The sequence below is a fragment of the Neisseria sp. CCUG17229 genome (genome assembly GCF_047839235.1).
In the GTDB taxonomy this organism is placed as follows: domain Bacteria; phylum Pseudomonadota; class Gammaproteobacteria; order Burkholderiales; family Neisseriaceae; genus Neisseria; species Neisseria brasiliensis.
Map to the genome: position 1 here is coordinate 1,404,236 of NZ_CP181247.1, position 22,837 is coordinate 1,427,072.

Consider the following 22,837-nt stretch of genomic DNA (forward strand, 5'->3'; position numbering starts at 1 on the left):
TTAACCTACAAGAGAATCTCTATGACTAACAAAGCCACCATTATCTATACCCACACCGATGAAGCACCTGCTTTGGCAACCAAATCATTCCTGCCTATCGTGCGTGCGTTTACCCAATTCGCCGACATCGACGTGGAAACCAAAGATATTTCATTGGCCGGCCGTATTTTGGCCACTTTCCCGGATTTCTTGAAAGAAGAGCAACGCGTGCCGGATGCTTTGGCCGAATTGGGCGAGCTGGTGAAAAAACCTGAAGCCAACGTGATCAAGCTGCCGAACATCAGCGCGTCTGTGCCGCAACTGACTGCTGCGATTAAAGAATTGCAGGCGCAAGGTTTTGCTGTGCCGGATTTCCCGACCGACCCGAAAACCGATGAAGAAAAAGCCATCCGCGAACGCTACGACCGCATTAAAGGCAGCGCGGTAAACCCAGTTTTGCGCGAAGGCAACTCTGACCGCCGCGCGCCTAAAGCCGTGAAAAACTTTGCCAAGAAAAATCCGCACAGCATGGGCGCTTGGTCTAAAGATTCCAAAACCCACGTTGCCACCATGCAAAGTGGCGACTTTTTCCATAACGAACAATCGGTTACCGTACCAGCCGCCACTTCTGTTTCCATTGTCTTCACCGACAAACAAGGCAACAAAAAAGAATTGCGCAAACCAGTTAACCTGAAAGACGGCGAAATCATCGATGCAACCGTGATGAACAAAAAAGCCTTGGTAAGCTTCTTAAATGAGCAAGTGAAAGAAGCCAAAGAGCAAGGTTTGCTGTTCTCATTGCACATGAAAGCGACCATGATGAAAGTGTCTGACCCGATTATCTTCGGTCACGCCGTTAAAGCTTTCTTTGCCCCTGTGTTTGAAAAATTCGGCGACGAATTGGCCGCTGCTGGTGTCAACGTAAACAACGGTTTCGGCAACTTATTGGCCAACTTGGACAAATTGCCGTCTGAAACCAAAGCTGCGGTTGAAGCCGAAATCGCTGCCGTATATGCGGCCAACCCTGATTTGGCAATGGTGGATTCCGACAAAGGCATCACCAACCTGCACGTGCCAAGCGACGTGATTGTTGATGCGTCTATGCCTGCGATGATCCGCAATTCTGGCCAAATGTGGGATAAAGAAGGTAAGCAGCAAGACACCAAAGCCGTAATCCCTGACAGCAGCTATGCCGGCGTATATCAAGCCACCATCGATTTCTGCCGCGAACACGGCGCATTCGACCCGACCACCATGGGCACCGTGCCAAACGTCGGCTTGATGGCGCAAGCAGCCGAAGAATACGGCTCACACGACAAAACTTTTGAAATCGAAGCCGACGGCGTGGTAGAAGTAGTTGATGCTTCAGGCGAAGTATTGATGAAACACGACGTTGAAGCCGGCGACATCTGGCGCATGTGCCAAACCAAAGATGCGCCGGTAAAAGACTGGGTGCAATTGGCGGTAAACCGCTCACGCTTGAGCAACACCCCTGCCGTGTTCTGGTTGGATGAAAAACGCCCACACGACAAGAGCTTGATCAACAAAGTGGAAACCTACCTGAAAGACTTGGATACCAATGGTTTGGACATCCGCATTTTGTCTCCGGTAGAAGCCACCAAATTCAGCTTGGAGCGCATCAAAAAAGGCGAAGACACCATCTCGGTAACCGGCAACGTATTACGCGACTACCTGACCGACTTGTTCCCGATTTTGGAATTGGGCACCAGCGCGAAAATGTTGTCTATCGTGCCATTGATGAACGGCGGCGGCATGTTTGAAACCGGCGCGGGCGGCTCTGCTCCGAAACACGTGCAACAATTCTTGGAAGAAAACCACTTGCGTTGGGATTCTTTGGGCGAATTCTTGGCCTTGGCAGTATCGTTTGAGCATTTGGCACAAAAAACCGGCAACACCAAAGCCCAAGTTTTGGCCGACACCTTAGACGCTGCGACCGAGCAATTACTGTTGAACGGCAAATCGCCAAAACGCAAAGCCGGCGAACTCGACAACCGCGGCAGCCACTTCTACATTGCACTCTACTGGGCACAAGCATTGGCCGCTCAAGACAAAGATGCTGAATTGAAAGCCAAGTTCGCGCCACTGGCCGAAACCCTGACTGCCAACGAAGACAAAATCGTGGCAGAATTGGCTGCCGGTCAAGGAAAAGCTGTGGACATCAAAGGCTACTACAGCCCGAACGAAGAATTGGCTTCTGAAGCCATGCGCCCAAGCGCTACTTTGAACGCTGCTTTGGCTGCACTGTAATGAAAGCAAAGCCGAATCTTGTGTAAATTGATTGGATTTGGCTGCTGACATTCATCAAAGGCCGTCTGAAAGTGAATCATGCTTTCAGACGGCCTTTTTGTATATTGCTTTATCGTTTAGACGGCCTGAGATAGGGATTTTGCAAAGATATCAGCCTGAAAAACCTGATTTACTATCACCCGAAACAATCTATCCGCCTACCCTGATTTAGCCTATAATACGGCTTTAACGATTCCGCGCCGTTTGAATGTTCAGACGGCCTATTTTATTTTCTGCGCCATTGTCATGTTTCTCGATATCAACCGTTACCCTGTTCCCGTTTTCAAAAAAGAAATCCGCCATTTGATTCTACTGGCGGTGCCGATGCTGTTGGCACAAGTGGCGCAGGTCGGCATTGGTTTCGTCGATACCGTGATGGCCGGTGGCGCGGGTAAGGAAGACTTGGCCGCGGTAGCCTTAGGCAGCGGTGCGTTTGCCACGATTTTCATCACCTTTATCGGCATCATGACCGCGCTCAATCCTATCATCGCCCAGCTCAACGGAGCGGCTAAATTCGATGAAGTGGGCGAAACCGGCCGACAAGGTTTGTGGTTCGGATTGGCGCTGGGCGTATTCGGGATGCTGCTGATGTGGGCGGTGATTGTGCCGTTTCGCAATTGGCTGGATTTGGGCGACTACATCGAAGACACGATGGCGCTGTATATGATTTCTACCGGCTTGGCCATGCCTGCGGCGATGATACACCGTGCGCTGCATGCGTATGCTTCCAGCCTCAACCGCCCGCGCGTGATTATGTGGGTGAGCGTGGCGGCGTTTTTCCTGAATGTGCCGCTCAATTATATGTTTGTTTACGGCAAATTCGGTATGCCGGCTTTGGGTGGTGCGGGCTGCGGCTTGGCAACGGCTTTGGTATTTTGGTTCAACGCCATTGCTTTGTGGCTGTATGTGACCAAGCAGGATTATTTCAAGAAATTCAAGCTCACCGACCGCTTCAGCAAGCCGGATTGGGCAGCGTTTAAAAACTTTTGGAAACTGGGCGCGCCGATTGGTCTGTCTTACTTTTTGGAAGCCAGCGCGTTTACCTTTATCGTGTTTTTGGTGGCGCGTTTGGGCGAAGATTATGTGGCGGCGCAGCAAGTGGTCATCAGCCTGACCGGCATTATTTATATGGTGCCGCAAAGCGTCGGCGCTGCGTCAACAGTACGCGTGGGGTTCGCACTCGGCCGCCGCCAATTTGCCCGCGCCCGCTATATTTCCGGCGTATCGTTGATTTTAGGCTGGGCATTGGCTGTTATCACTGCCTTGGCTTTGGTATCATTGCGTTATCCTTTGGCAAGCATGTACACCGACGATGCGATGGTGTTGAACATTGCTGCGGGCGTGTTGCTGCTGGCGGCGGTGTTCCAACTATCAGACTCGACCCAGTGCATTGCTTCTTATGCCCTGCGTGGTTATAAAGTTACCAAAGTGCCGATGTATATCCATGCAATTGCGTTTTGGCTGTGCGGTTTGCTGCCGGGCTACATCTTGGCCTACCGCTTCGACATGGGCTTAAACGGCTTTTGGACGGCCTTAATCGTATCGCTCACCATTGCCGCGATTGCATTGGTTTGGTGCTTGGAATTGTGCAGCAAATCCTTTGTGAAATCCTATACACGATAAGTTTCAGACGGCCTTATCATATGCCGTCTGAAAGTAAGTGATATATTATAATATTATTATTATTTTTCAGACTCAGACGGCCTCATGCTCTGCCGTCTGAAACCTTTCTTCAGGCTTTATCATGAAACTCAGTTATCAAACCGACCTGACCCCTTACAACACCTTCGGCCTCAAAGCCAACGCCCGTGCTTTTGCCGTTTTGGAACAAGCCGAAGATATCCGCGAAATCATCCGCCTGCCCGAATTCAGCCGCGACAATGTCTTGTGGTTGGGTGGCGGCAGCAACATCCTGCTGATGGAAGATTATTCCAGTTTGGTGGTGCACATGGCGAATAAAGGCGTGCGCGAAATCAGCCGTTCAGACGGCCTTGTGTATATCGAAGCACAAGCCGGTGAAATTTGGCATGAATTTGTGTTGCACACGCTGGATTTGGGCTTAAACGGTTTGGAAAACCTAAGTCTGATTCCGGGCACAGTCGGCGCATCGCCGGTGCAAAACATCGGTGCATACGGCTTGGAAGTGAAAGACGTAATCCACAGTGTGCGCTGCTTTGATTTGGACACTGAAACTTTTGTTGAATTGAGCAATGCCGATTGCCAATTTTCTTATCGTGAAAGCTTTTTTAAGCAGGCAGGCAAAGGGCGCTATGTGATTGTGTCGGTGGTGTTTGCCTTAAAAGAACATTTCACGCCTAATTTGAAATATGGTGATTTAGCCGCCGCAGTCGAAGCCATCTGCCAAGGCCGAGAAGCCACGGCGAAAGATGTGTCGAATGCCGTGTGTGCAATCCGCAACAGTAAGCTGCCCGACCCGAACATTCTTGGCAATGTCGGCAGTTTCTTTAAAAATCCGATTGTCAGCGCCGAGCAAGCTGCATTATTATCGAGTAAATACACTAATATACCGCAATACCCGCAATCCGACGGTACCGTTAAGCTGGCTGCAGGCTGGCTGATTGACCAATGCCGTCTGAAAGGCTTTCAAATCGGCGGCGCGGCCGTGCATGATAAACAGGCTTTGGTGTTGGTGAATAAAAACAATGCCCAAGCCCAAGATGTTTACCGGTTGGCGCAGCACATTTGCCGCGAAGTGGACGAAAAATTCCAAGTCTCGCTGCATGCCGAACCCAACTGGCTGCCGGCTTCATACAGTTTGTAGTCTATACCATTAAGGAATAATCACGTGGTACGAGAACCCAAAATCAACACTTACACCCGCATTATCAACGCCAGCCTTGTTTTGTTTAACGAAGAAGGCGAGCGCAACATCAGCACCAACCACATCGCAGCACACTTGGGCATCAGCCCCGGCAACCTGTATTACCATTTCCGCAATAAAGATGAAATCATCATCCAGCTTTTCAAGCGCTACAGCGAAGCCCTGCTGCAATACCTGCAAGAAGCGGAGCTACCAAAAGACGTCGAAGGCGCGATTACCTATATGGCGGGCATTTACACTGTGATGTGGGAATACCGCTTCCTGTTTAGCGATGTGAACACCTTGTTGGCACGCAGCGCCGAATTATTGGGCGAACACAACAACTTCACCCACGCCAAAGTATCGCCATTATTGGTAAAATTATTAAACGAACTCAACGACCACGGCATCATCCGCGCCGACAAAACCGCCATTGACGACTTGGCCGTGAATATGTGGATCATGACCAAATACTGGTTCGACTTCGACGGCTCGCTGCAAGGCCGCACCAAATTGACTGAAGATTCCAAAGCCCGCGGTGTGCAACGCTCATTGAGCCTGTTGCGCCCTTATCTGCTGCCGGATCATATGGTTGAATTTGACCAAAAAATCAGCAATCCGCCGGTTTAATTTTTTACTTTTATTCGGGCCGTCTGAAAAAGAATGGATTTTTCAGACGGCCTCAGCTTTTACTTAGAAAATCAATAATATGAAAAACATCGCTGTTTATTGCGGTTCGAATTTAGGTGAATCGCCTGCTTTTTATCAAGCTGCCCAAGTCATGGGGCAAGCCATTGCCGAACGCGGCAGCCGCTTGGTGTACGGCGGCGGCAAAGTCGGCCTGATGGGTACGGTTGCCGATGCGGTTTTGGCGCACGGTGGCGAAGTCATCGGTGTGATTCCGACCTTTTTGCGTGAAAAAGAAGTGGCTCATCAAGGTTTGACCGAGCTTATCGAAACGCCCGATATGACCGAGCGCAAAACCAAGATGATTACGCTATCTGATGCCTTTATCGCTCTGCCCGGCGGCATCGGCACATACGAAGAATTATTTGAAGTATTATCGTTGTCCCAACTGCGCCAACACGCCAAACCCATCGGCCTCCTGAATATCGAAGGCTTTTTTGACCCATTGATCAGCTTAATGCAGCAAACCGCTGCCCAAGGCTTTATGCCGCAAGCCAACCTGACCTTGCTCTGCGTAGCCGACAATCCGGCCGATTTGCTGGCCAAAATGGCGGCGTATGAATTTGTTGATGCACCTAAATGGGTGCAGCCGAGCTGGCAAAAATAAAAGGCCGTCTGAACATGAACGAAACGCTCCCCGCTTGCGCCATTCTCGGTCTTGGCTATCTCGGTCGCCCGTTGGCACAAAAACTCTATGAAAACGGCTATGAAGTGGCGGCCATCAAACGTCACCTCACTTCCGACGACATCAATCTGCCGATTCAGCTTGATGCTGTTGATTTAAACCAACCCAATGCTTTTCAGACGGCCTTACCACATTGGGCTGACAAACCGACATGGTTCTGCCTGCTGCCGCCATCTTCACTCCACGATTACACTGCCGCGCTGCAACAATGGCTGCAATTGGCCGAATCGCTTGATGTACAACACATTATTTTCACCAGCAGCACCAGCGTTTATGGTGATGAAGCGCGCGAGTGCGATGAAACCAGCCCGCTGAACCCGCAAACCGACAACGCCAAGCAAATTGCCGCCGTGGAAAACCTACTGCTCAACAGCCGCATTCCGCATGTCGATATTTTGCGCTTGGGCGGCCTTTACTCTGCCGAACGCCATCCGGTGACGCGTTTGGTATTGAAACATAATATCGGCGGCGGTAAGCAGCCAGTGAATGTGGTGCATCAAGATTTGGCGGTGGCTGCGCTGTTTCAGACGGCCTTAAATCCCGACGGCAAGCGCATCAAAAACGTGGTCGAACCCAAGCACCCGACCCGCGCCGAATTCTATACCGCCGAAGCTGCCAAGCTCGGTTTGCCCGCGCCCGATTTCAATCCCGATGACCAAAGCAGCGGGAAAATTGTAAATACCGTTTGCGTGCACGGCTTAAGTCTGTAAAATCAAGGTTTGTTTTATTTTCAGACGGCCTCAGAGAAAACCATGTCCGCCCTCCTTCCAGTCATCAACCACCTGATTCAGCAGAATCCCGAGCATCAATATGATTTGGCCGGATTTGCAGGTAAAACCCTGAGCGTTCAGATTGCCGGTTTCCGTATTCACGGCCGCATCAGCGAAAAAGGCTTTTTAGAAGCCGCCGCCGATGCGCCCGATACCGAAATCACTTTCCACAACAGCGCCATTCAAAAAATCTTGCAAGGCGAGCAGCCCGGTGTCGGCGACATTGCCATCGACGGTGATTTGATTCTGGGCATGTCGCTTTTACCGATTTTCGGCGGCCTTCGCTATTATGCTAACGACGATTTAAGCCGCATTTTCGGTGATGCCGCCGCCGGCAGCATTGCCACCCGCGCTGCCGTTATCGGCCATACGGTCAAACAAATTGGCAAAAGCATCGCCGAGCAAATCAGCGAGTTTTCCCGCGAACCAGAATCGCCGGTCATCGACCAAACCACGCTGGCCGCATGGATGGAAGAAGTCGACCAACTGCGCGACGACGTTGCCCGCCTACACGCCCGCCTCGACCGGCTCGAGCGCGATATTTGGCTCTGATTTCAGACGGCCTCTTACCTTTATTCCACCGCCATGAACAGTCCATTCAAAAACATCGGCATTGTTACCCGCCCGAACACACCCGAAATCCAAGCCACCGTGCATACTTTAGTGGAATTTTTGTGCCAATCCGGATTTGCCATTTATGTCGATGAAGAAACCATCGTCGAACACAGCATCCTTGCCGACGATATCCCACTCTGCACCACCTGCTGCAAAGCCGATTTAGGCAAATATTGCGACTTAGTGATTGTGTTGGGCGGCGACGGCACCTTCCTTTCTGCCGCCCGTGAAGTGGCCGGACGCGGCATCCCGATGATTGGTGTCAACCAAGGCCATCTCGGTTTTCTCACCCAAATTCCACGCGAACAAATGGTCGAAGATTTGCGGCCGGTTTTAGAAGGCAAATACCTGCCGGAAGAACGCATTTTGCTGGAAGTCGATTTAATCCGCGATGGTGAAATTCTTCATCGCTCACTGGCCTTAAACGATGCCGTGCTCTCCCGTGGCGCAGCAGGCCAAATGATTGAATTTGAAGTATTTATCAATCAAGAATTTGTTTATACCCAGCGTTCAGACGGCCTGATTGTATCCACCCCCACCGGCTCAACCGCCTATGCCTTAGCTGCCGGTGGCCCAATTTTACAGGCTAGCTTACGCGCCTTTACCTTGGTGCCGATCTGCCCGCAATCGATGACCAACCGCCCGATTGCCGTGGCCGACACCAGCGAAATCGAAATCTTGGTCACCAAAAGCGGCGATGCCCGAGTGCATTTCGACGGGCAATCGTTCCACGACATCCAAAACCTCGACCGCCTGATTATCCGCCGCTACCATAATCCGCTGCGTGTGTTGCACACCACCGATTACCAATATTTCAAAACCCTGCGCCAAAAACTGCATTGGGGAGAACAACTGGTTTAATGATGAAAGGCCGTCTGAAAAGCAGAAATGTTTTTCAGCCGGCCTTAGTTTTTGAGATGAATTACACCATATGCACCGCAATATACAACAAAAAGCGGTCATCGGTATGATCAAGATTCAAGCGGGTCAATTCAGCAATTTTGTGCAAGCGGTACTCTAAAGTATTACGGTGGATAAACAGTGCTTTAGCTGTCTCTGCTGAATGCATGTTGTGATTAAACCAAGCCAGCAAAGTTTTGGTCAACAAGCCGTTTTTATCTGCCTGCTTGAGTTTATTGAGCGTTCGTTCCAATTCACGTCGCTGCCAGCCGTCTTTCAGCTGGTTGAGCAATACCGGCAAAATCAGTTCTTGATAATTGTAAATGCGCTGCTCAGGAAAACGGTTTTTTCCTACCTGCAAAGTCGTATTTGCTGTTTGGTAAGACAAGGCTATGCTGTTGATTTCTCCCTCACAATCGGGGAAATAATTACCCAATGCAATGCGGACATTCAATGACGTCTGTTCGCTCATACGCGAAACCAACAACTTTACTCGCTCCATGTGGGTATGGACATCCCACCGGCCAAGCGAATCTAAAGCAGGTTTGAGAATCACAATTTGCGTTAATGACAAAATGGCCACCAAATTATCACGTTCGGGGTAATGCAACAGATTTTGCAGATTATGCAATTCGTTACTAATAGCTTCAATATTCAGATGGCCGGTGTCCACTTCAATAATACATACTACACGCGGGGTCGCCAAATCTACGCCTAAGCGTTTCGCCCACTCATTCATTGACGGACTGATTTTTTCTGATGAAATCAGATTAAGAATCAACTCCTCTTTCAAACGTGCATCCTGTGCCAGCATCTCAAATAGTTGCGCCTGCTCCAACATCATTTCAGCGGTCATACACACCAAGCGGCCAAATTCGCGCAAATTTTCCGGCTCCCCGGTCAAACCGATAACACCAACAGTCTCCCCATCTAAGCGTAACGGCAAATTAATACCGGGACGGACGCCATGCAGATTCTTGGTAACCTGTTCGTCAATATCAACGATACGGCCTTGAGAGAGCGCCAATAAAGCACCATCGTGTATGCCGCCTATACGTTTTTCATCGCCACTGGCAATGATTCTGCCTTTGATATCCATAATATTGACGTTACAACCGATGATATCCATCGTACGCTCGACAATTTTTTGAGCAAGTTCGGTGTTGAGTGGATAAACAGACATAATGTTTCTCTCTATAAAGAAAAGATGAGATATAGGATAGGCATGATGATTGTGCCACAGCTGATGCTAGGTGAAACTGGATATTTGTATAAAAAAAATGGATTATAACGCACATTTTCCAGACAGTTGCACAAAGACTTACCAAGGCGTTTCCATCCATAATTACGTTACATGTTAAAGAATAAGGAGCTTCAATATGCCTACTGTATCCGCGCTTGGTGCGTTGGTGGCATTGTGTGTCGCCATTTTTCTCATTCTCAAAAAAGTACCGCCTGCTTATGGCATGATAGCCGGGGCTTTGATTGGTGGCTTAATCGGCGGCGCTGATTTGGCAGCTACCGTTAAGCTTATGATTGAAGGCGCACAAGGTATTACTACGGCTGTGATGCGCATTTTGGCTGCGGGTGTCTTAGCCGGTGTGTTGATTGAATCCGGCGCCGCCACCTCCATTGCTGAAACGATTGTCAAAAAACTCGGTGAAAACCGTGCACTCTTGGCCTTAGCCATGGCCACTATGATCTTAACGGCAGTAGGTGTATTTGTTGACGTTGCCGTCATTACGGTATCACCGATTGCATTAGCCTTAGCCAAGCGTGTGGATTTGTCAAAATCTGCTGTGCTACTGGCCATGGTCGGTGGTGGTAAAGCCGGTAATATTATCTCGCCAAACCCTAACGCCATTGCTGCTGCGGACGCTTTTGATTTAACACTGACTTCCGTCATGGCAGCAGGCATTATTCCGGCCATTTTCGGCTTGGTATTCACCTATTTTCTTGCTAAGCGCCTCATCAACAAAGGCTCTCGCGTAAAATCAGAAGAATTGGTGACCGAGAATACATCACAACTTCCTAGCTTTGCTACCGCTATTTCGGCTCCTCTTGTTGCTATCTTATTGTTAGCTTTACGGCCTATTGCCGACATTGCTATCGACCCAATGATTGCCTTACCTGTAGGCGGTTTAGTCGGTGCTTTATTAATGGGCAAAATCCGTAGCGGTAATCAATACGCCGTTAGCGGCTTAGGCAAGATGGCACCGGTAGCCATTATGCTGCTGGGTACAGGTGCGTTGGCCGGTATTATTGCCAATTCAGGTTTGAAAGATGTATTAATTGATGGCTTGACTGCATCTGGCTTACCTTCCTATATCCTTGCACCGATGTCTGGTATGTTGATGTCGCTAGCGACTGCTTCTACCACAGCAGGTACAGTGGTGGCTTCAAATGTATTCGGCAGCACTTTAATTGAACTGGGTGTCGCCGGTATTGCCGGTGCTGCCATGATTCATGCCGGTGCGACTGTGCTTGACCATATGCCCCACGGCTCATTCTTCCATGCGACAGGCGGCAGCGTTTACATGGACATTAAAGAGCGCCTCAAACTGATTCCTTATGAAAGCGCAATCGGTTTACTGATGACCATCATCTCTACCTTGATATTTGGCGTATTTAAATTTTAACCAACTGATTCAGATGGCCTTATGATCAGCAGGCCGTCTGAATCTAAAAAATATTTTCTCACAACCACGCAATTATTTTTTATTCTTTCAGACGAAATCAGGCTACCCACACTGCCTGATACAACCCAAAAAGGACTACCTCATGAAAATCGTTATCGCTCCCGACTCTTTCAAAGAAAGTCTGACCGCATTAGAAGTAGCTGAAGCCATCGAAGCCGGATTGAAAAAAGTTTTGCCAGATGCAGAATATGTCAAAGTACCAATGGCCGATGGTGGAGAGGGCACTGTGCAATCACTGGCCGATGCCACAGAAGGCCGCTTGATTGAGACAGAAGTCACTGCTCCTTTAGGCAATAAAACCACTGCTGCTTTCGGTATTTCCGGCGATGGGGAAACAGCCATTATCGAAATGGCCGCCGCTTCGGGTTTGCATTTGGTGCCGTCTGAAAAACGTAATCCACTGCTGACGACCAGTTACGGAACAGGTGAACTTATCCGTGCCGCATTGAATCAAGGCGTACAAAAAGTGATTCTCGGCATTGGCGGCAGCGCTACCAACGATGCAGGTGCCGGTATGTTACAAGCTTTGGGCGCTAAATTAACAGACGCGGAAGGCAAAGAGATTGGTCATGGCGGCGGCAGTCTTGATCAATTGGATAAAATCGATTTAAGCGGATTAGACAAGCGTTTAGAAAATGTGTCTTTTGAAGTCGCGTGTGACGTGGACAACCCACTGTGCGGCACAAACGGCGCTTCCGCCGTATTTGGTCCGCAAAAAGGTGCTGACTCGGATATGGTGCAGCAATTGGATAAGGCACTCTCCCATTTTGCCGAGATTGTAGAACGTGATGCCGGTGTATCTATCCGTGATCACGCAGGTGCAGGTGCAGCCGGCGGCATGGGCGGCGGCCTGCTTGTATTACCACAGGTGAAACTAAAAGCGGGTGTCGAAATCGTTATCGAAGCGACTCAATTGGCCGAGAAAGTTAAAGACGCCGATTTGGTTATCACCGGCGAAGGACGTATGGATGCCCAAAGCATTCGCGGTAAAACACCGGTAGGCGTTGCTAAAACTGCTAAAAATTTCGACAAAACCGTCATTGCAATCGTAGGCTGCCTGCGTGAAGATTATGAAGTAGTCTATCAAGCAGGTATTGATGCCGTATTCCCGATTATCCGCCATTCAGCTCCACTAGAAGAAATCTTAAAACAAGGTCGTGAAAATCTGGTTTCAACTGCGCAAAATGTCGGCAGACTGTATTTACTGAGTAAATAAATTTCTGTTTTTTTTATGGCACACCTAGGCCGTCTGAAAACATTTCAGACGGCCTCTCATCACATTAATGGAATAAATCCAATGATTTCACAAACACCATCACAATGCCGTAAACCAACGGAATCCCCACCAATGCCCAGCGCCACCACACCGAAAAACCGCCACGCTTAATACTTTCTTGCAGCAGATAAGCATCGGAAATTGCAGTTTCATCATCTGGATTGCTGCTGGAGGCGGCTTTGTGAATATCGGTTTCATGATGCTTTTCATGCACGGCTTTCACGCATAAATTGCACAGCAAACCCACCAACAGCAAACCGGCCATAATATACATGGTCACGCTATACGCCTGAGCTGCCGGAATGCCGCTGTCGATTTGGCTTTGACGGATATAATTGACCAATACCGGACCAATCACCGCAGCCGTTGACCAAGCCAATAAAATCCGGCCGTGAATCGCACCCACTTGGTAAGTGCCGAATAAATCTTTCAAATAAGCCGGAATCGCCGCAAATCCGCCGCCATACATCGACATAATCACGCAAAAGCAAATCACAAATAAGGTTTTGTTGCCGCTGGCACCAATCGACGGCACGGCAACATACAGCAGCGAACCGAGCACGAAGAAAATGGTGTACACATTTTTACGGCCGATTTTATCGGAAATACTCGACCAGAAAAAACGTCCGCCCATATTAAACAAACTCAACAAGCTCACAAAACCTGCCGCTGCCCCCACACTAATCGCCGCCTGCTTACCCACTGAAGCTTCAGAAAACAATTCCTGAATCATCACCGCCGCTTGCCCCAATACGCCGATACCGGCAGTAATATTCAAACACAACACCCAAAACAGCAGCCAAAATTGCGGTGTTTTCATCGCTTGATTGACGTTGACATGATTGCTGCTGACCAGTTTATTGTTCACTTTCGGCGCAACATAACCATCCGGCTTCCAATCCGCCGCCGGCACGCGAATGGTAAACGCGCCAAACATCATCAAGGCAAAATAAATAAAGGCCAACACCACAAACGTCTGCGCCACGCCTACGGAAGTATCGCTGCTGAACAAGCCCATCAACCACACCGACAAAGGCGATGCCACCATCGCGCCGCCGCCGAAACCCATAATCGCCAAGCCCGTGGCCATACCCGGTTTATCGGGGAACCATTTCATCAAAGTTGAAACCGGCCCGATATAGCCCAGCCCCAAGCCAATGCCACCAATCACGCCATTACCTAAATACAGCAAAGCCAAATTGTGGGTGCTGACGCCAACTGCCGACACCAAAAAGCCTAAGCTGAAACAACAAGCCGCCACAAACATCGCTTTTCTCGGGCCGACACGTTCCATCCATGTACCAAACATCGCCGCCGATGCGCCCAATACTGCTAAGGCAATGCTAAAAATCCAGCCGACCGTGGTCAGCTTCCAATCGCCCGCCGTCGATTCGGTGATCCCGATTACTTTCGTCAGCGGCGCATTAAACACAGAATACGCATAAATCTGGCCGATGGCCAAATGCACGGCCAATGCCGCAGGCGGCACCAACCATCGATTGAAACCCGGCTTGGCTATGGTAGCCTCACGGTCTAGAAACTTCATGGCAACCTCAAATGATAATGGATTAACTGATTGATTTTACCCATGAATCAGGTAAAAATTGTCGACAATTATATCAGTTTTCAACCTTTTCTCTATGCCACAAAATAACTATTTTTAACAAAAATCCCCACAAAATTGCCTGATTTGCTTTCAGACGGCCTCAAATAGCATTATCATCTTATTTCCCGCCATCAGGAGCTGATTTATGCAAACCCAAGCTGTTGTCCGCCATATTGTCGATTGGTTGAAAAACTATGCCGAAAGCGCACGCGCCAAAGGCTTTGTTGTCGGCGTATCCGGCGGCATTGATTCTGCCGTTGTTTCCACGCTGGCTGCCGAAACCGGCCTAAATGTGTTGTTGATTGAAATGCCCATTCGCCAAAAAGCCGACCAAGTCAACCGCGCGCGCGAACACATGGAAAACTTGCAGCAACGCTACACCAACGTCACCACCATGAGCGTGGACTTAACCCCGACATTTAACACCTTTGCCGAAACTGTTGAAGTCGATGAAAGCGTGTTTCCAAACAAACAGCTTGCGCTGGCCAACGCTCGCTCCCGCCTGCGCATGGTCACACTTTATTACTACGGCCAACTGCACGGCCTGCTCGTGACCGGTACCGGCAACAAAATCGAAGATTTCGGCGTGGGCTTTTTCACCAAATACGGCGACGGCGGCGTGGACATCAGCCCGATCGCCGATTTGACCAAAACCCAAGTTTACGAATTAGCTAAAGAACTGAATGTCATCCAATCCATTCAACAAGCCGTGCCGACTGACGGTTTGTGGGATACTGAGCGCACCGATGAAGAGCAAATGGGCGCAAGCTATCCCGAGCTTGAATGGGCGATGAGCGTTTACGACACCCATCAACCTGAAGACTTCAACGGCCGTGAGCGCGAAGTTTTGGAAATCTACACCCGCTTACATAAAGCCATGCAGCACAAAATCAAACCAATTCCGGTGTGCAATATTCCGCCTGAATTGTTGAAATAAACCCAAAGGCCGAAATCTTTATAAAACTCCTTTAAAAGCCAGTGCAAAAAACCGACGTCATTCCCGCGCAGGCGGGAATCCATTTTTCAGTATAGCAAACTATTGAATAAAATAGGGTTCTTAAACATTGAGATGGATTCCCGCCTGCGCGGGAATGACGGCCTCTAGGGTTTTTATTGGCGGTTAATGATGCTTTGCAAAGGTCTCAGCCTCATTCAAGAAAACCATCAACCATGCGCCTACACCACGTTGCCTTAATTTGCGCAGATTACGCGCGAAGCAAATATTTCTATACCGAAATCTTAGGCCTAAACATTCTTGCCGAACACTACCGCGCCGAGCGTGATTCTTATAAATTGGATTTAGGGATCGGTTCGCATTATGTGCTGGAGCTTTTCTCTTTCCCCAATCCGCCACCGCGCCCAAGCTACCCCGAAGCCTGCGGCCTGCGCCATTTGGCTTTTGCCGTGGACGATGTCGCTGCCAAACGCGATGAATTAAGCGAAAAAGGCATTGCCTGCGAAGACATCCGCATCGATGAATACACCGGCAAAGCGTTTTTCTTCTGCCAAGATCCCGATGGCTTGCCGATTGAGTTTTATCAGGAATAAACTAGGCCGTCTGAAACTTTATTTTCAGACGGCCTGAGACCTTTGTAAAACCTCAGATTTGAGTGCAGTTCGAAGTTGTAGCAGCACAGAAAGCGCAGACATATCACAAAGATAGGCAAGCTTTCGAGCAGCGCATAACGAAGAAATGTGCCAAAGATGGGGATTTTGCAAAGGTCTCAGCCTGTCACCTTATAAACCAGTACAAAATCAGTTAAAATACGCCCTTTCTGTTACTTTACCTACCGCTACCGTTATGAATATTCTGCAAGTTGAAAACGCTTCTTTTGCCGTCGGCCATGTCGCTTTATTGGATAAAGCCGCTTTCCAGCTCGACAGCGGCGAAAAAATCGGCTTAATCGGTCGCAACGGTGCGGGCAAATCTTCGTTTTTAAAAATCCTTGCCAACGTGCAAAAGCTGGACGATGGTCAAATTATTCTGCAAAACAACCTAAAAATCGTTTATGTGCCACAGGAATCGTTTTTTGATAACGTAGCAACGGTATTCGACATTGTGGCCGAAGGCTTGGGCGAAATGCGCGGGCTGTTGAGCCGTTATCACCAAGTCAGTCATCAGCTGGAAAGCAGCAGCGATGAAAGTTTATTAAAAGAACTCAATGAATTGCAGCTTCAAATCGAAGCACAAGACGGTTGGAAACTCGATGCAGCGGTGAAACAAACCATCAGCGAATTAGGCTTGCCGGAAGACGAAAAAATCGGCAACCTTTCCGGCGGCCAGAAAAAGCGTGTAGCCTTGGCGCAAGCATGGGTGCAAAAGCCTGATGTGTTGCTGCTTGATGAGCCGACCAACCATTTGGACATCGACGCGATTATCTGGTTGGAAAACCTGCTGAAAAACTTTGAAGGCAGCTTAGTGGTGATCACCCACGACCGCCGCTTTTTGGATAATGTCGCCACCCGAATTGTTGAGCTCGACCGTGGCACACTGCGCTCCTATCCGGGCAGCTTTTCCAAATATAGCGAGAAAAAAGAGCAGGAATTGGCCGTTGAAGCCGAACACAACCGCTTGTTCGACAAATTCCACGCACAAGAAGAAGCGTGGATTCGCAAAGGCATTGAAGCCCGCCGTACACGCAACGAAGGCCGCGTTCGCCGTTTGGAAGAATTGCGCCGCCAACGTGCCGAACGCCGCAATGTGCAAGGCCAAGTCAACTTCAAGCTCGACAGCGGTGAAAAAAGCGGCAAAATTATCGCCGAATTGGAACACGCTTCTTTCCAATACGGCGACAAAGTCATCATGGACAAATTCTCCGCCATTATTCAGCGCGGCGACAAAATCGGCTTAATCGGTCCCAACGGTATCGGCAAAACCACGTTTTTGAAACTAATTTTGGGCGAATTGCAACCAACTTACGGTCGCATCCGCATTGGTTCCAAGCAAGAAGTGGCCTATTTCGACCAATTCCGCAGCGCATTGAACGAAAACGACACCATGTTTTACACACTCGGCCAAGGCAATGATTTTGTCGAAATCGGCGGTAAAAAACGCCATGTAATGAGCTATTTGGAAGATTTCCTGTTTCATCCAGCGCGCGCGCAATCGCCGGTTTCTTCACTTTCCGGCGGCGAACGCAACCGCTTGTTGCTGGCAAAATTATTCACTAAGCCCGCCAATATTTTGGTGCTGGACGAACCGACCAACGATTTGGACATCGACACGCAAGAATTGCTGGAAGAGCTGCTGCGCGATTATCAAGGCACGGTGTTTTTGGTCAGCCACGACCGTATGTTCCTCGATAATGTGATTACGCAGAGCATTGTTTTTGAAGGAAATGGCCGCCTGAAAGAATACATCGGCGGCTATGAAGACTATCTCGATGCCAAAAAGCGCGAGCAAACCCTTCAGACGGCCTCAACCCCAAAAGCGGCAGCCGAGACGGTGAAAGAAAAGCCCAAAGCCAACCGCACAGTGAAATTATCCTATAAAGAACAGCGCGAACTCGATGCCCTGCCCGATGAAATCGCTGCATTGGAAGCCGAACAGGCAGAGCTCAACACCCAGCTTTCCGATCCGGAAATTTTCAAAGACTATGAAAAAGCCGGCGCATTGCAAGCGCGTGCGGAAGAAATTGAAATGCTGCTGTTGGACAAATTGGAATTATGGGAACGCTTGGAAGCCAAGCAAAATGGTGTGCAATAAGGTTTCTGCTCTCAACAAAATGCCGTCTGAAAATTTTCAGACGGCATTTTTTGATTTTGAGATTGCTTTGAAAAGCATTCTTAAAACCTGAAACCTTTGCAAAAACTTTTAAAAGCGACATTCACTCACCCGGCGTCATTCCCGCGCAGGCGGGAATCTATTGTTGAGCATAGCAAAATCTTAAATAAAATAGGTTTCTTACATACAGCAATGGATTCCCGCCTGCGCGGGAATGACGACCGTTTTGATTTTTATGATGACTCAGACGTTTGTCAAAGGTCTCTACTTGTGCAAAACCATAAAACAAGGCCTTCTGAAAATATTTAAATCAAATACTTTCAGACGGCCTCGATTGAATCTAGACCTTAGTCCAAATGGCTGCTGCTTGGTGCCAATACGGTGCGGTTGCCGTTGGCTTCTACCGATGACACAATGCCGTCAGCTTCCATTTGTTCTACCAAACGGGCGGCGCGGTTGTAGCCGATACGCAATTGACGCTGCACACCGGAAATGCTGGCTTTACGCGTTTTCACCACATAGGCAACAGCTTCGTCATACATCGGGTCTTGGTCACTGTCGCTGCGGTTGCCCATGCCCGGTAAATCTTCGCTCATACCGCCGCTTAAAATTTCTTCAACGTAATCAGGTTCGCCGAATTGTTTCAGGTATTCCACCACACGGTGCACTTCGTCATCGGAAGCAAATGCACCATGAACGCGCTGCGGATAGCTTGTTCCCGGCGGCAAATACAGCATATCGCCTTGCCCCAACAGATTTTCCGCGCCCATTTGGTCGAGAATGGTTCGGCTGTCGATTTTGCTGGAAACCTGAAATGCGATGCGGGTCGGGATATTGGCTTTAATCAAGCCGGTAATCACATCTACACTCGGGCGCTGGGTTGCCAAAATCAAATGGATGCCGGCGGCACGGGCTTTTTGCGCCAAGCGGGCAATCAATTCTTCGATTTTCTTACCGGCACTCATCATCAGATCGGCAAGCTCGTCTACCACCACCACGATAAACGGCAGTTTTTCCAAATAGTCCGGATTATCCGGCGTCAGCGTAAACGGGTTGACGATTTTCTCGCCGCGCGCTGCGGCTTCGGCGATTTTTTGGTTGAAACCGGCCAAATTCCGCACGCCGGCATGGCTCATCAGGCGGTAGCGTTTTTCCATTTCGTTGACGCACCAATTGAGCGCATTGGCAGCCAGCTTCATGTCAGTCACCACAGGCGCGAGCAGATGCGGAATGCCTTCGTAAATGCTTAATTCCAGCATTTTCGGGTCAATCATAATCATGCGCACATCTTCCGGCGAGGCTTTAAACAGCATCGACAGAATCATTGCATTCACACCCACCGATTTACCCGAACCGGTGGTACCGGCCACCAGCAAATGCGGTGCTTTGGCCAAATCGGTCACTACCGGCTCGCCGGTGATGTCCTGACCCAAAGCCAAAGTCAGCTTGGATTGAGATTCAATAAACACCGGCGAATTGAAAACTTCACTTAAGCGTATCATTTGGCGGCGCGGATTCGGCAATTCCAAGCCCATGCAGGTTTTGCCGGGAATGGTTTCCACCACGCGGATAGAAGCCACGCCCAAAGAGCGCGCCAAATCTTTTTCCAGATTCATCACCGCGCTGCCGCGCACGCCGACATCCGGCTCAATTTCGTAGCGCGTAATCACCGGCCCCGAATAAGAATCCACCACTTTGACTTTGACCTTAAACTCGGCCAATTTGTCTTCAATGATGATGCCGTTTTCAAGCAAGGCTTCTTCGGTTTGCGTGGCAGTCGGATCAAATTGCGGTGGCGACAATAAATCCACGCCCGGCAGATTGATTGCAGACGGCATCACCGATGATGGATGAACCACAGGCACCGGTTGGCCTATGCCATGACCTGCTTGAGTAGAGACAGGTACAGTCTCCTGCTCACTGCTCTCAGGCTGTTGGACTGCTAAAGATGGCTGACCATGATGATGCTCATCTTGTAGCGTTGCCGCTTCATCAAAAGCCGTGATCTGTTCAGGTCGCTCTTCAGACGGCATGAATTGATGTTCAACTGAATACGCCCGCTGTTCAAACGCAGATACTGCCGCTTCATCCAAGGCCGTCTGAACAGCCGCTCTCGGCTTGGTAATGATTGCTTCGGTTTCACTGATTAAAAAGTCTTGCAGCGAACGTTGCGGACGGTTGCTCACGTGCGCATTCACCGACACTTCCGACAAGGTCACAGCTGGCGACTCCTTAAACACAGGCGGCTCGGGAATATCCACCGGTACAGGATCCACTTTCGGCGCAACCGGTGGCTCAACCACCATCGTATCCGCTGCCGGCGGGCGTGCGATAAAGGCTTCATTGCTTTGGAAACGTGATACTTTCGGCTTCGGCTTGGCTGGCTGCACCACCGCACCGCTTTTTTCCATCACCACCGAATCAGGAATCACGCTTTCACGCATACGGGTATCGATGCGGCGAATCGGCTGCATACGGCGGTTGATCGGTGAAGTACCTTGCGACAGATTCGCCAAAATTTCTTCATCTTGAATAATGGCCGGCTGATAATCCCGAACAGGTGCTACAGCAGCAGCCAAGCGGCTGCGGGCAGCTGTTTGGCGCGCCAGGTTGGCGTGGATTTTTTCCACATCAATTTCATCCCAACGGCTGGATGCCTCCTGTCTCGGGAAAGCGGCCCATTCTGCAGTACGCAAAGCATGCTGCGCCGACTCAATACGCGGCTTTTGCACCGGATTAATGTGGATTTCTTCTACTTGTGCCAATACGCGTTCACGCGTGCGGCGCAAAGCAGGGTCATTGAAATCAATCACTTCCAAATTCTGCTGAGGATGCGGTGGCGGAGTGAATGAGGCCGTCTGAACCGGCTGACTATTTGCAGAAACCGGCTTGGCCGTGTTTTTTGCTTCCACCATTTCCTGCATTACCGCTTCACTTAACGAACGTGTGGCTTCTTCCAAGGTAATTTCTTCAAAAACCGCCCCGTGTACTTTACGCGGCCTGTATTCGGGAATATCGTTGTCTTCAAACGGCACAATTACCGGATCAGGGACGGCAGACAAACGCTTAGACGCACGCGCCGGACGGATAAAGTCTTGCGCCTCTTCCGACGGCTGCACAGGTTGATTAACTTTTTGATAGCTGGCTTCTTGAAACGCTCGCTGAAATTCAGCCGCTTCGGCCGCCTGCTCTAATTCCGCTTCATGATAAGACTGCTCGGAAAACACACAAGAATCATCCACATAATCCGATGGTGTCGGTTCGTTTGCGGCCGGTTTCGGCGTATGGCGTTGCGCGGCCAGCAAACGCAGACGGGCAACACTCCGCCCGTAAGCAGCTTTGGCTTGACGGCCGAATTTGCGTGTTGTCTGCGCACCTTTCGGAATCTGGGCATCTTGTGCAAATTCCTCCCAGTCGCCATCATCTCCGTTTTCCATACGGTCAAGCGTCTGCCGCCATTGCCGGTCTTGCTGATAATGAAACCACAACAATCCGCCGATGGCGCACAATAAAATAAAAATCAACACCGTCCACATCATAGAAAACCTTACTATCCGACTAGGCTGCAAAGGCGGTTATTTTATCGTGTTTCCGCCTTAAAAAGAATAAGTAAAGCCACCGATGGCGCAATATTTTAATGATTCAGCGTATAATAAGGCTGTCTGAACAGATTAGATACATATATCCTTATGATTTTTCAAGCCGAATGGTTTTCGTCTGTCGCTTTGATCCTAGCATGGCTGGTTTGGGCTGCCCTGCTCGCCGCATGCACCAAGCCTGCCTTCAAAGCCTTGGCCGCGCATCGCTCCGCGGTAACATTGGCCATTTTGATTCTGACCACCGCATGGCTTTTGAACGCCACACCTGATGACGGCCAGCTTGCCGGCATGAGCTATCACCTCTTGGGAATAAATTTAGTCGCACTTATGATTGGCGCACCGGCGGCTTTTTGGTTGGGCACATTATTACTTTTTCCTTATGTATCGCTGTTTGGTGGTGATTGGCAGGTATATCCAATCAATGCTTTGGCGCTCTTACTGCCGCCACTGGCCATCAATATTTTATTCCGCCGCTTGGTGAATGTGCTGCCGGCCAATCTGTTTATTTTCATTTTCGTCAACGGCTTTATCGGCTCGGCAGCCAGTCTTTTGTTTACCGGCTTGGTGTTGGTCACAATTTTAGATTGGGCTGCGGCTTTTCCGAGCGAAGTATTGTGGTCCACCGCCCTGCCCGTTTTTATTTTGATTGCTTGGGCAGAAGCCTTTTTAAGTGGCATCACCACCGCGATTTTTGTGGCTTTACGGCCGCAATGGCTCAATACTTTCGACGACAACCGTTATTTAAAATCAACTAATCAAATTTGGTAGCTTCAGACGGCCTTAAGGAATAATATGTCTCCCGCTTCTTTTCTGCCGATTGCCATTGGCGCTGCATTTGGCGCCGGTATCCGCTGGCTGTTCGGCCTTTACTTTGCCCATATTGCCACCTCATTTGCTTTTGGCACCTTAGCCGCCAACTGGCTTGGCGCATTGCTTATCGGTATTTGCGCCGAATTGGTGCAGCATCCACAATGGAAGCTGCTGCTGATTACCGGTTTTCTCGGCAGCTTAACGACGTTTTCCAGCTTTTCATTGGAAATGGTTCAGCTTATGCAGGCGCAGCGTTGGGGCGCTGCTTTTGGCGCAGTGGCCTTGCACGTTTTCGGCTCTTTTGCGCTGACGGCTTTGGGCATTTGGCTGGCGCAAATGTTTAAGGCTGTCTGAACGTT

At 49.6% G+C, this 22,837-nt stretch carries 18 protein-coding genes; 15 read left to right on the forward strand and 3 right to left on the reverse strand.

Features of this window, described 5'->3' with window-relative positions; genetic code table 11:
- Window positions 1-21: 21 nt before the first annotated feature.
- The 8 genes from ACM67B_RS06775 to ACM67B_RS06810 all read left to right on the forward strand — a co-directional run bounded on the left by ACM67B_RS06775 (window position 22) and on the right by ACM67B_RS06810 (window position 8,725).
- The gene (locus ACM67B_RS06775) at window positions 22-2,247 is read left to right on the forward strand and encodes an NADP-dependent isocitrate dehydrogenase (protein ID WP_416188998.1); all 2,226 of its coding nucleotides are present in this window, start codon (window positions 22-24) and stop codon (window positions 2,245-2,247) included.
- A 285-nt stretch (window positions 2,248-2,532) separates the two neighbouring features.
- Window positions 2,533-3,909: an MATE family efflux transporter gene (locus ACM67B_RS06780; protein WP_416188999.1), complete on the forward strand. Its 1,377-nt coding sequence runs from the start codon at window positions 2,533-2,535 to the stop codon at window positions 3,907-3,909.
- A 121-nt stretch (window positions 3,910-4,030) separates the two neighbouring features.
- Complete coding sequence (gene murB, locus ACM67B_RS06785; protein ID WP_416189000.1) at window positions 4,031-5,068, forward strand: UDP-N-acetylmuramate dehydrogenase; 1,038 nt, start codon at window positions 4,031-4,033, stop codon at window positions 5,066-5,068.
- A gap of 24 nt (window positions 5,069-5,092) precedes the next feature.
- A complete protein-coding gene (locus ACM67B_RS06790; protein ID WP_095502902.1) occupies window positions 5,093-5,737 on the forward strand; it encodes a TetR/AcrR family transcriptional regulator in 645 nt (214 codons plus the stop codon).
- 79 nt (window positions 5,738-5,816) lie between these two features.
- Window positions 5,817-6,401: a TIGR00730 family Rossman fold protein gene (locus tag ACM67B_RS06795; RefSeq protein WP_416189001.1), complete on the forward strand. Its 585-nt coding sequence runs from the start codon at window positions 5,817-5,819 to the stop codon at window positions 6,399-6,401.
- A gap of 14 nt (window positions 6,402-6,415) precedes the next feature.
- Window positions 6,416-7,189 (forward strand): SDR family oxidoreductase, encoded by a 774-nt coding sequence (locus tag ACM67B_RS06800; protein ID WP_416189002.1) that lies wholly within the window; start codon window positions 6,416-6,418, stop codon window positions 7,187-7,189.
- A gap of 42 nt (window positions 7,190-7,231) precedes the next feature.
- Window positions 7,232-7,801 carry a ubiquinone biosynthesis accessory factor UbiJ gene (locus ACM67B_RS06805; protein WP_095502904.1) on the forward strand — a complete coding sequence of 190 codons (570 nt, stop codon included), beginning with the start codon at window positions 7,232-7,234 and terminating at the stop codon, window positions 7,799-7,801.
- A 33-nt stretch (window positions 7,802-7,834) separates the two neighbouring features.
- The gene (locus tag ACM67B_RS06810) at window positions 7,835-8,725 is read left to right on the forward strand and encodes an NAD(+) kinase (RefSeq protein WP_416189003.1); all 891 of its coding nucleotides are present in this window, start codon (window positions 7,835-7,837) and stop codon (window positions 8,723-8,725) included.
- 61 nt (window positions 8,726-8,786) lie between these two features.
- Here the strand turns inward: ACM67B_RS06810 and ACM67B_RS06815 are convergent, their stop codons facing one another.
- Window positions 8,787-9,947: a CdaR family transcriptional regulator gene (locus ACM67B_RS06815; protein WP_416189004.1), complete on the reverse strand. Its 1,161-nt coding sequence runs from the start codon at window positions 9,945-9,947 to the stop codon at window positions 8,787-8,789.
- A gap of 196 nt (window positions 9,948-10,143) precedes the next feature.
- On the opposite strand from ACM67B_RS06815, the gene ACM67B_RS06820 reads away from it, so the two are divergent.
- The gene (locus ACM67B_RS06820; protein ID WP_416189005.1) at window positions 10,144-11,403 is read left to right on the forward strand and encodes a GntP family permease; all 1,260 of its coding nucleotides are present in this window, start codon (window positions 10,144-10,146) and stop codon (window positions 11,401-11,403) included.
- A 142-nt stretch (window positions 11,404-11,545) separates the two neighbouring features.
- Window positions 11,546-12,679 carry a glycerate kinase gene (locus tag ACM67B_RS06825; protein ID WP_416189006.1) on the forward strand — a complete coding sequence of 378 codons (1,134 nt, stop codon included), beginning with the start codon at window positions 11,546-11,548 and terminating at the stop codon, window positions 12,677-12,679.
- A 64-nt stretch (window positions 12,680-12,743) separates the two neighbouring features.
- Here the strand turns inward: ACM67B_RS06825 and ACM67B_RS06830 are convergent, their stop codons facing one another.
- Window positions 12,744-14,285, reverse strand: coding sequence for an OFA family MFS transporter (locus tag ACM67B_RS06830; RefSeq protein WP_416189007.1), 1,542 nt, complete (start codon window positions 14,283-14,285; stop codon window positions 12,744-12,746).
- Window positions 14,286-14,490: 205 nt separating this feature from the next.
- Between ACM67B_RS06830 and nadE the strand changes: the two genes are divergently transcribed.
- The 3 genes from nadE (at window position 14,491) to ACM67B_RS06845 (ending at window position 18,051) form a co-directional block, all read left to right on the forward strand.
- Window positions 14,491-15,282, forward strand: coding sequence for an NAD(+) synthase (nadE, locus tag ACM67B_RS06835; RefSeq protein ID WP_416189008.1), 792 nt, complete (start codon window positions 14,491-14,493; stop codon window positions 15,280-15,282).
- 233 nt (window positions 15,283-15,515) lie between these two features.
- Window positions 15,516-15,893 carry a VOC family protein gene (locus ACM67B_RS06840; RefSeq protein ID WP_416189009.1) on the forward strand — a complete coding sequence of 126 codons (378 nt, stop codon included), beginning with the start codon at window positions 15,516-15,518 and terminating at the stop codon, window positions 15,891-15,893.
- 253 nt (window positions 15,894-16,146) lie between these two features.
- On the forward strand, window positions 16,147-18,051 hold the full coding sequence (locus ACM67B_RS06845; protein ID WP_416189010.1) for an ATP-binding cassette domain-containing protein: 1,905 nt from the start codon (window positions 16,147-16,149) through the stop codon (window positions 18,049-18,051).
- A 365-nt stretch (window positions 18,052-18,416) separates the two neighbouring features.
- Here the strand turns inward: ACM67B_RS06845 and ACM67B_RS06850 are convergent, their stop codons facing one another.
- Window positions 18,417-21,608: a DNA translocase FtsK gene (locus ACM67B_RS06850; RefSeq protein WP_416189011.1), complete on the reverse strand. Its 3,192-nt coding sequence runs from the start codon at window positions 21,606-21,608 to the stop codon at window positions 18,417-18,419.
- A gap of 150 nt (window positions 21,609-21,758) precedes the next feature.
- On the opposite strand from ACM67B_RS06850, the gene ACM67B_RS06855 reads away from it, so the two are divergent.
- Both ACM67B_RS06855 and crcB read left to right on the forward strand, forming a co-directional pair.
- Window positions 21,759-22,436, forward strand: coding sequence for an energy-coupling factor ABC transporter permease (locus tag ACM67B_RS06855; RefSeq protein ID WP_416189012.1), 678 nt, complete (start codon window positions 21,759-21,761; stop codon window positions 22,434-22,436).
- A 24-nt stretch (window positions 22,437-22,460) separates the two neighbouring features.
- A complete protein-coding gene (crcB, locus tag ACM67B_RS06860) occupies window positions 22,461-22,832 on the forward strand; it encodes a fluoride efflux transporter CrcB (RefSeq protein WP_416189013.1) in 372 nt (123 codons plus the stop codon).
- Window positions 22,833-22,837 lie beyond the last annotated feature (5 nt).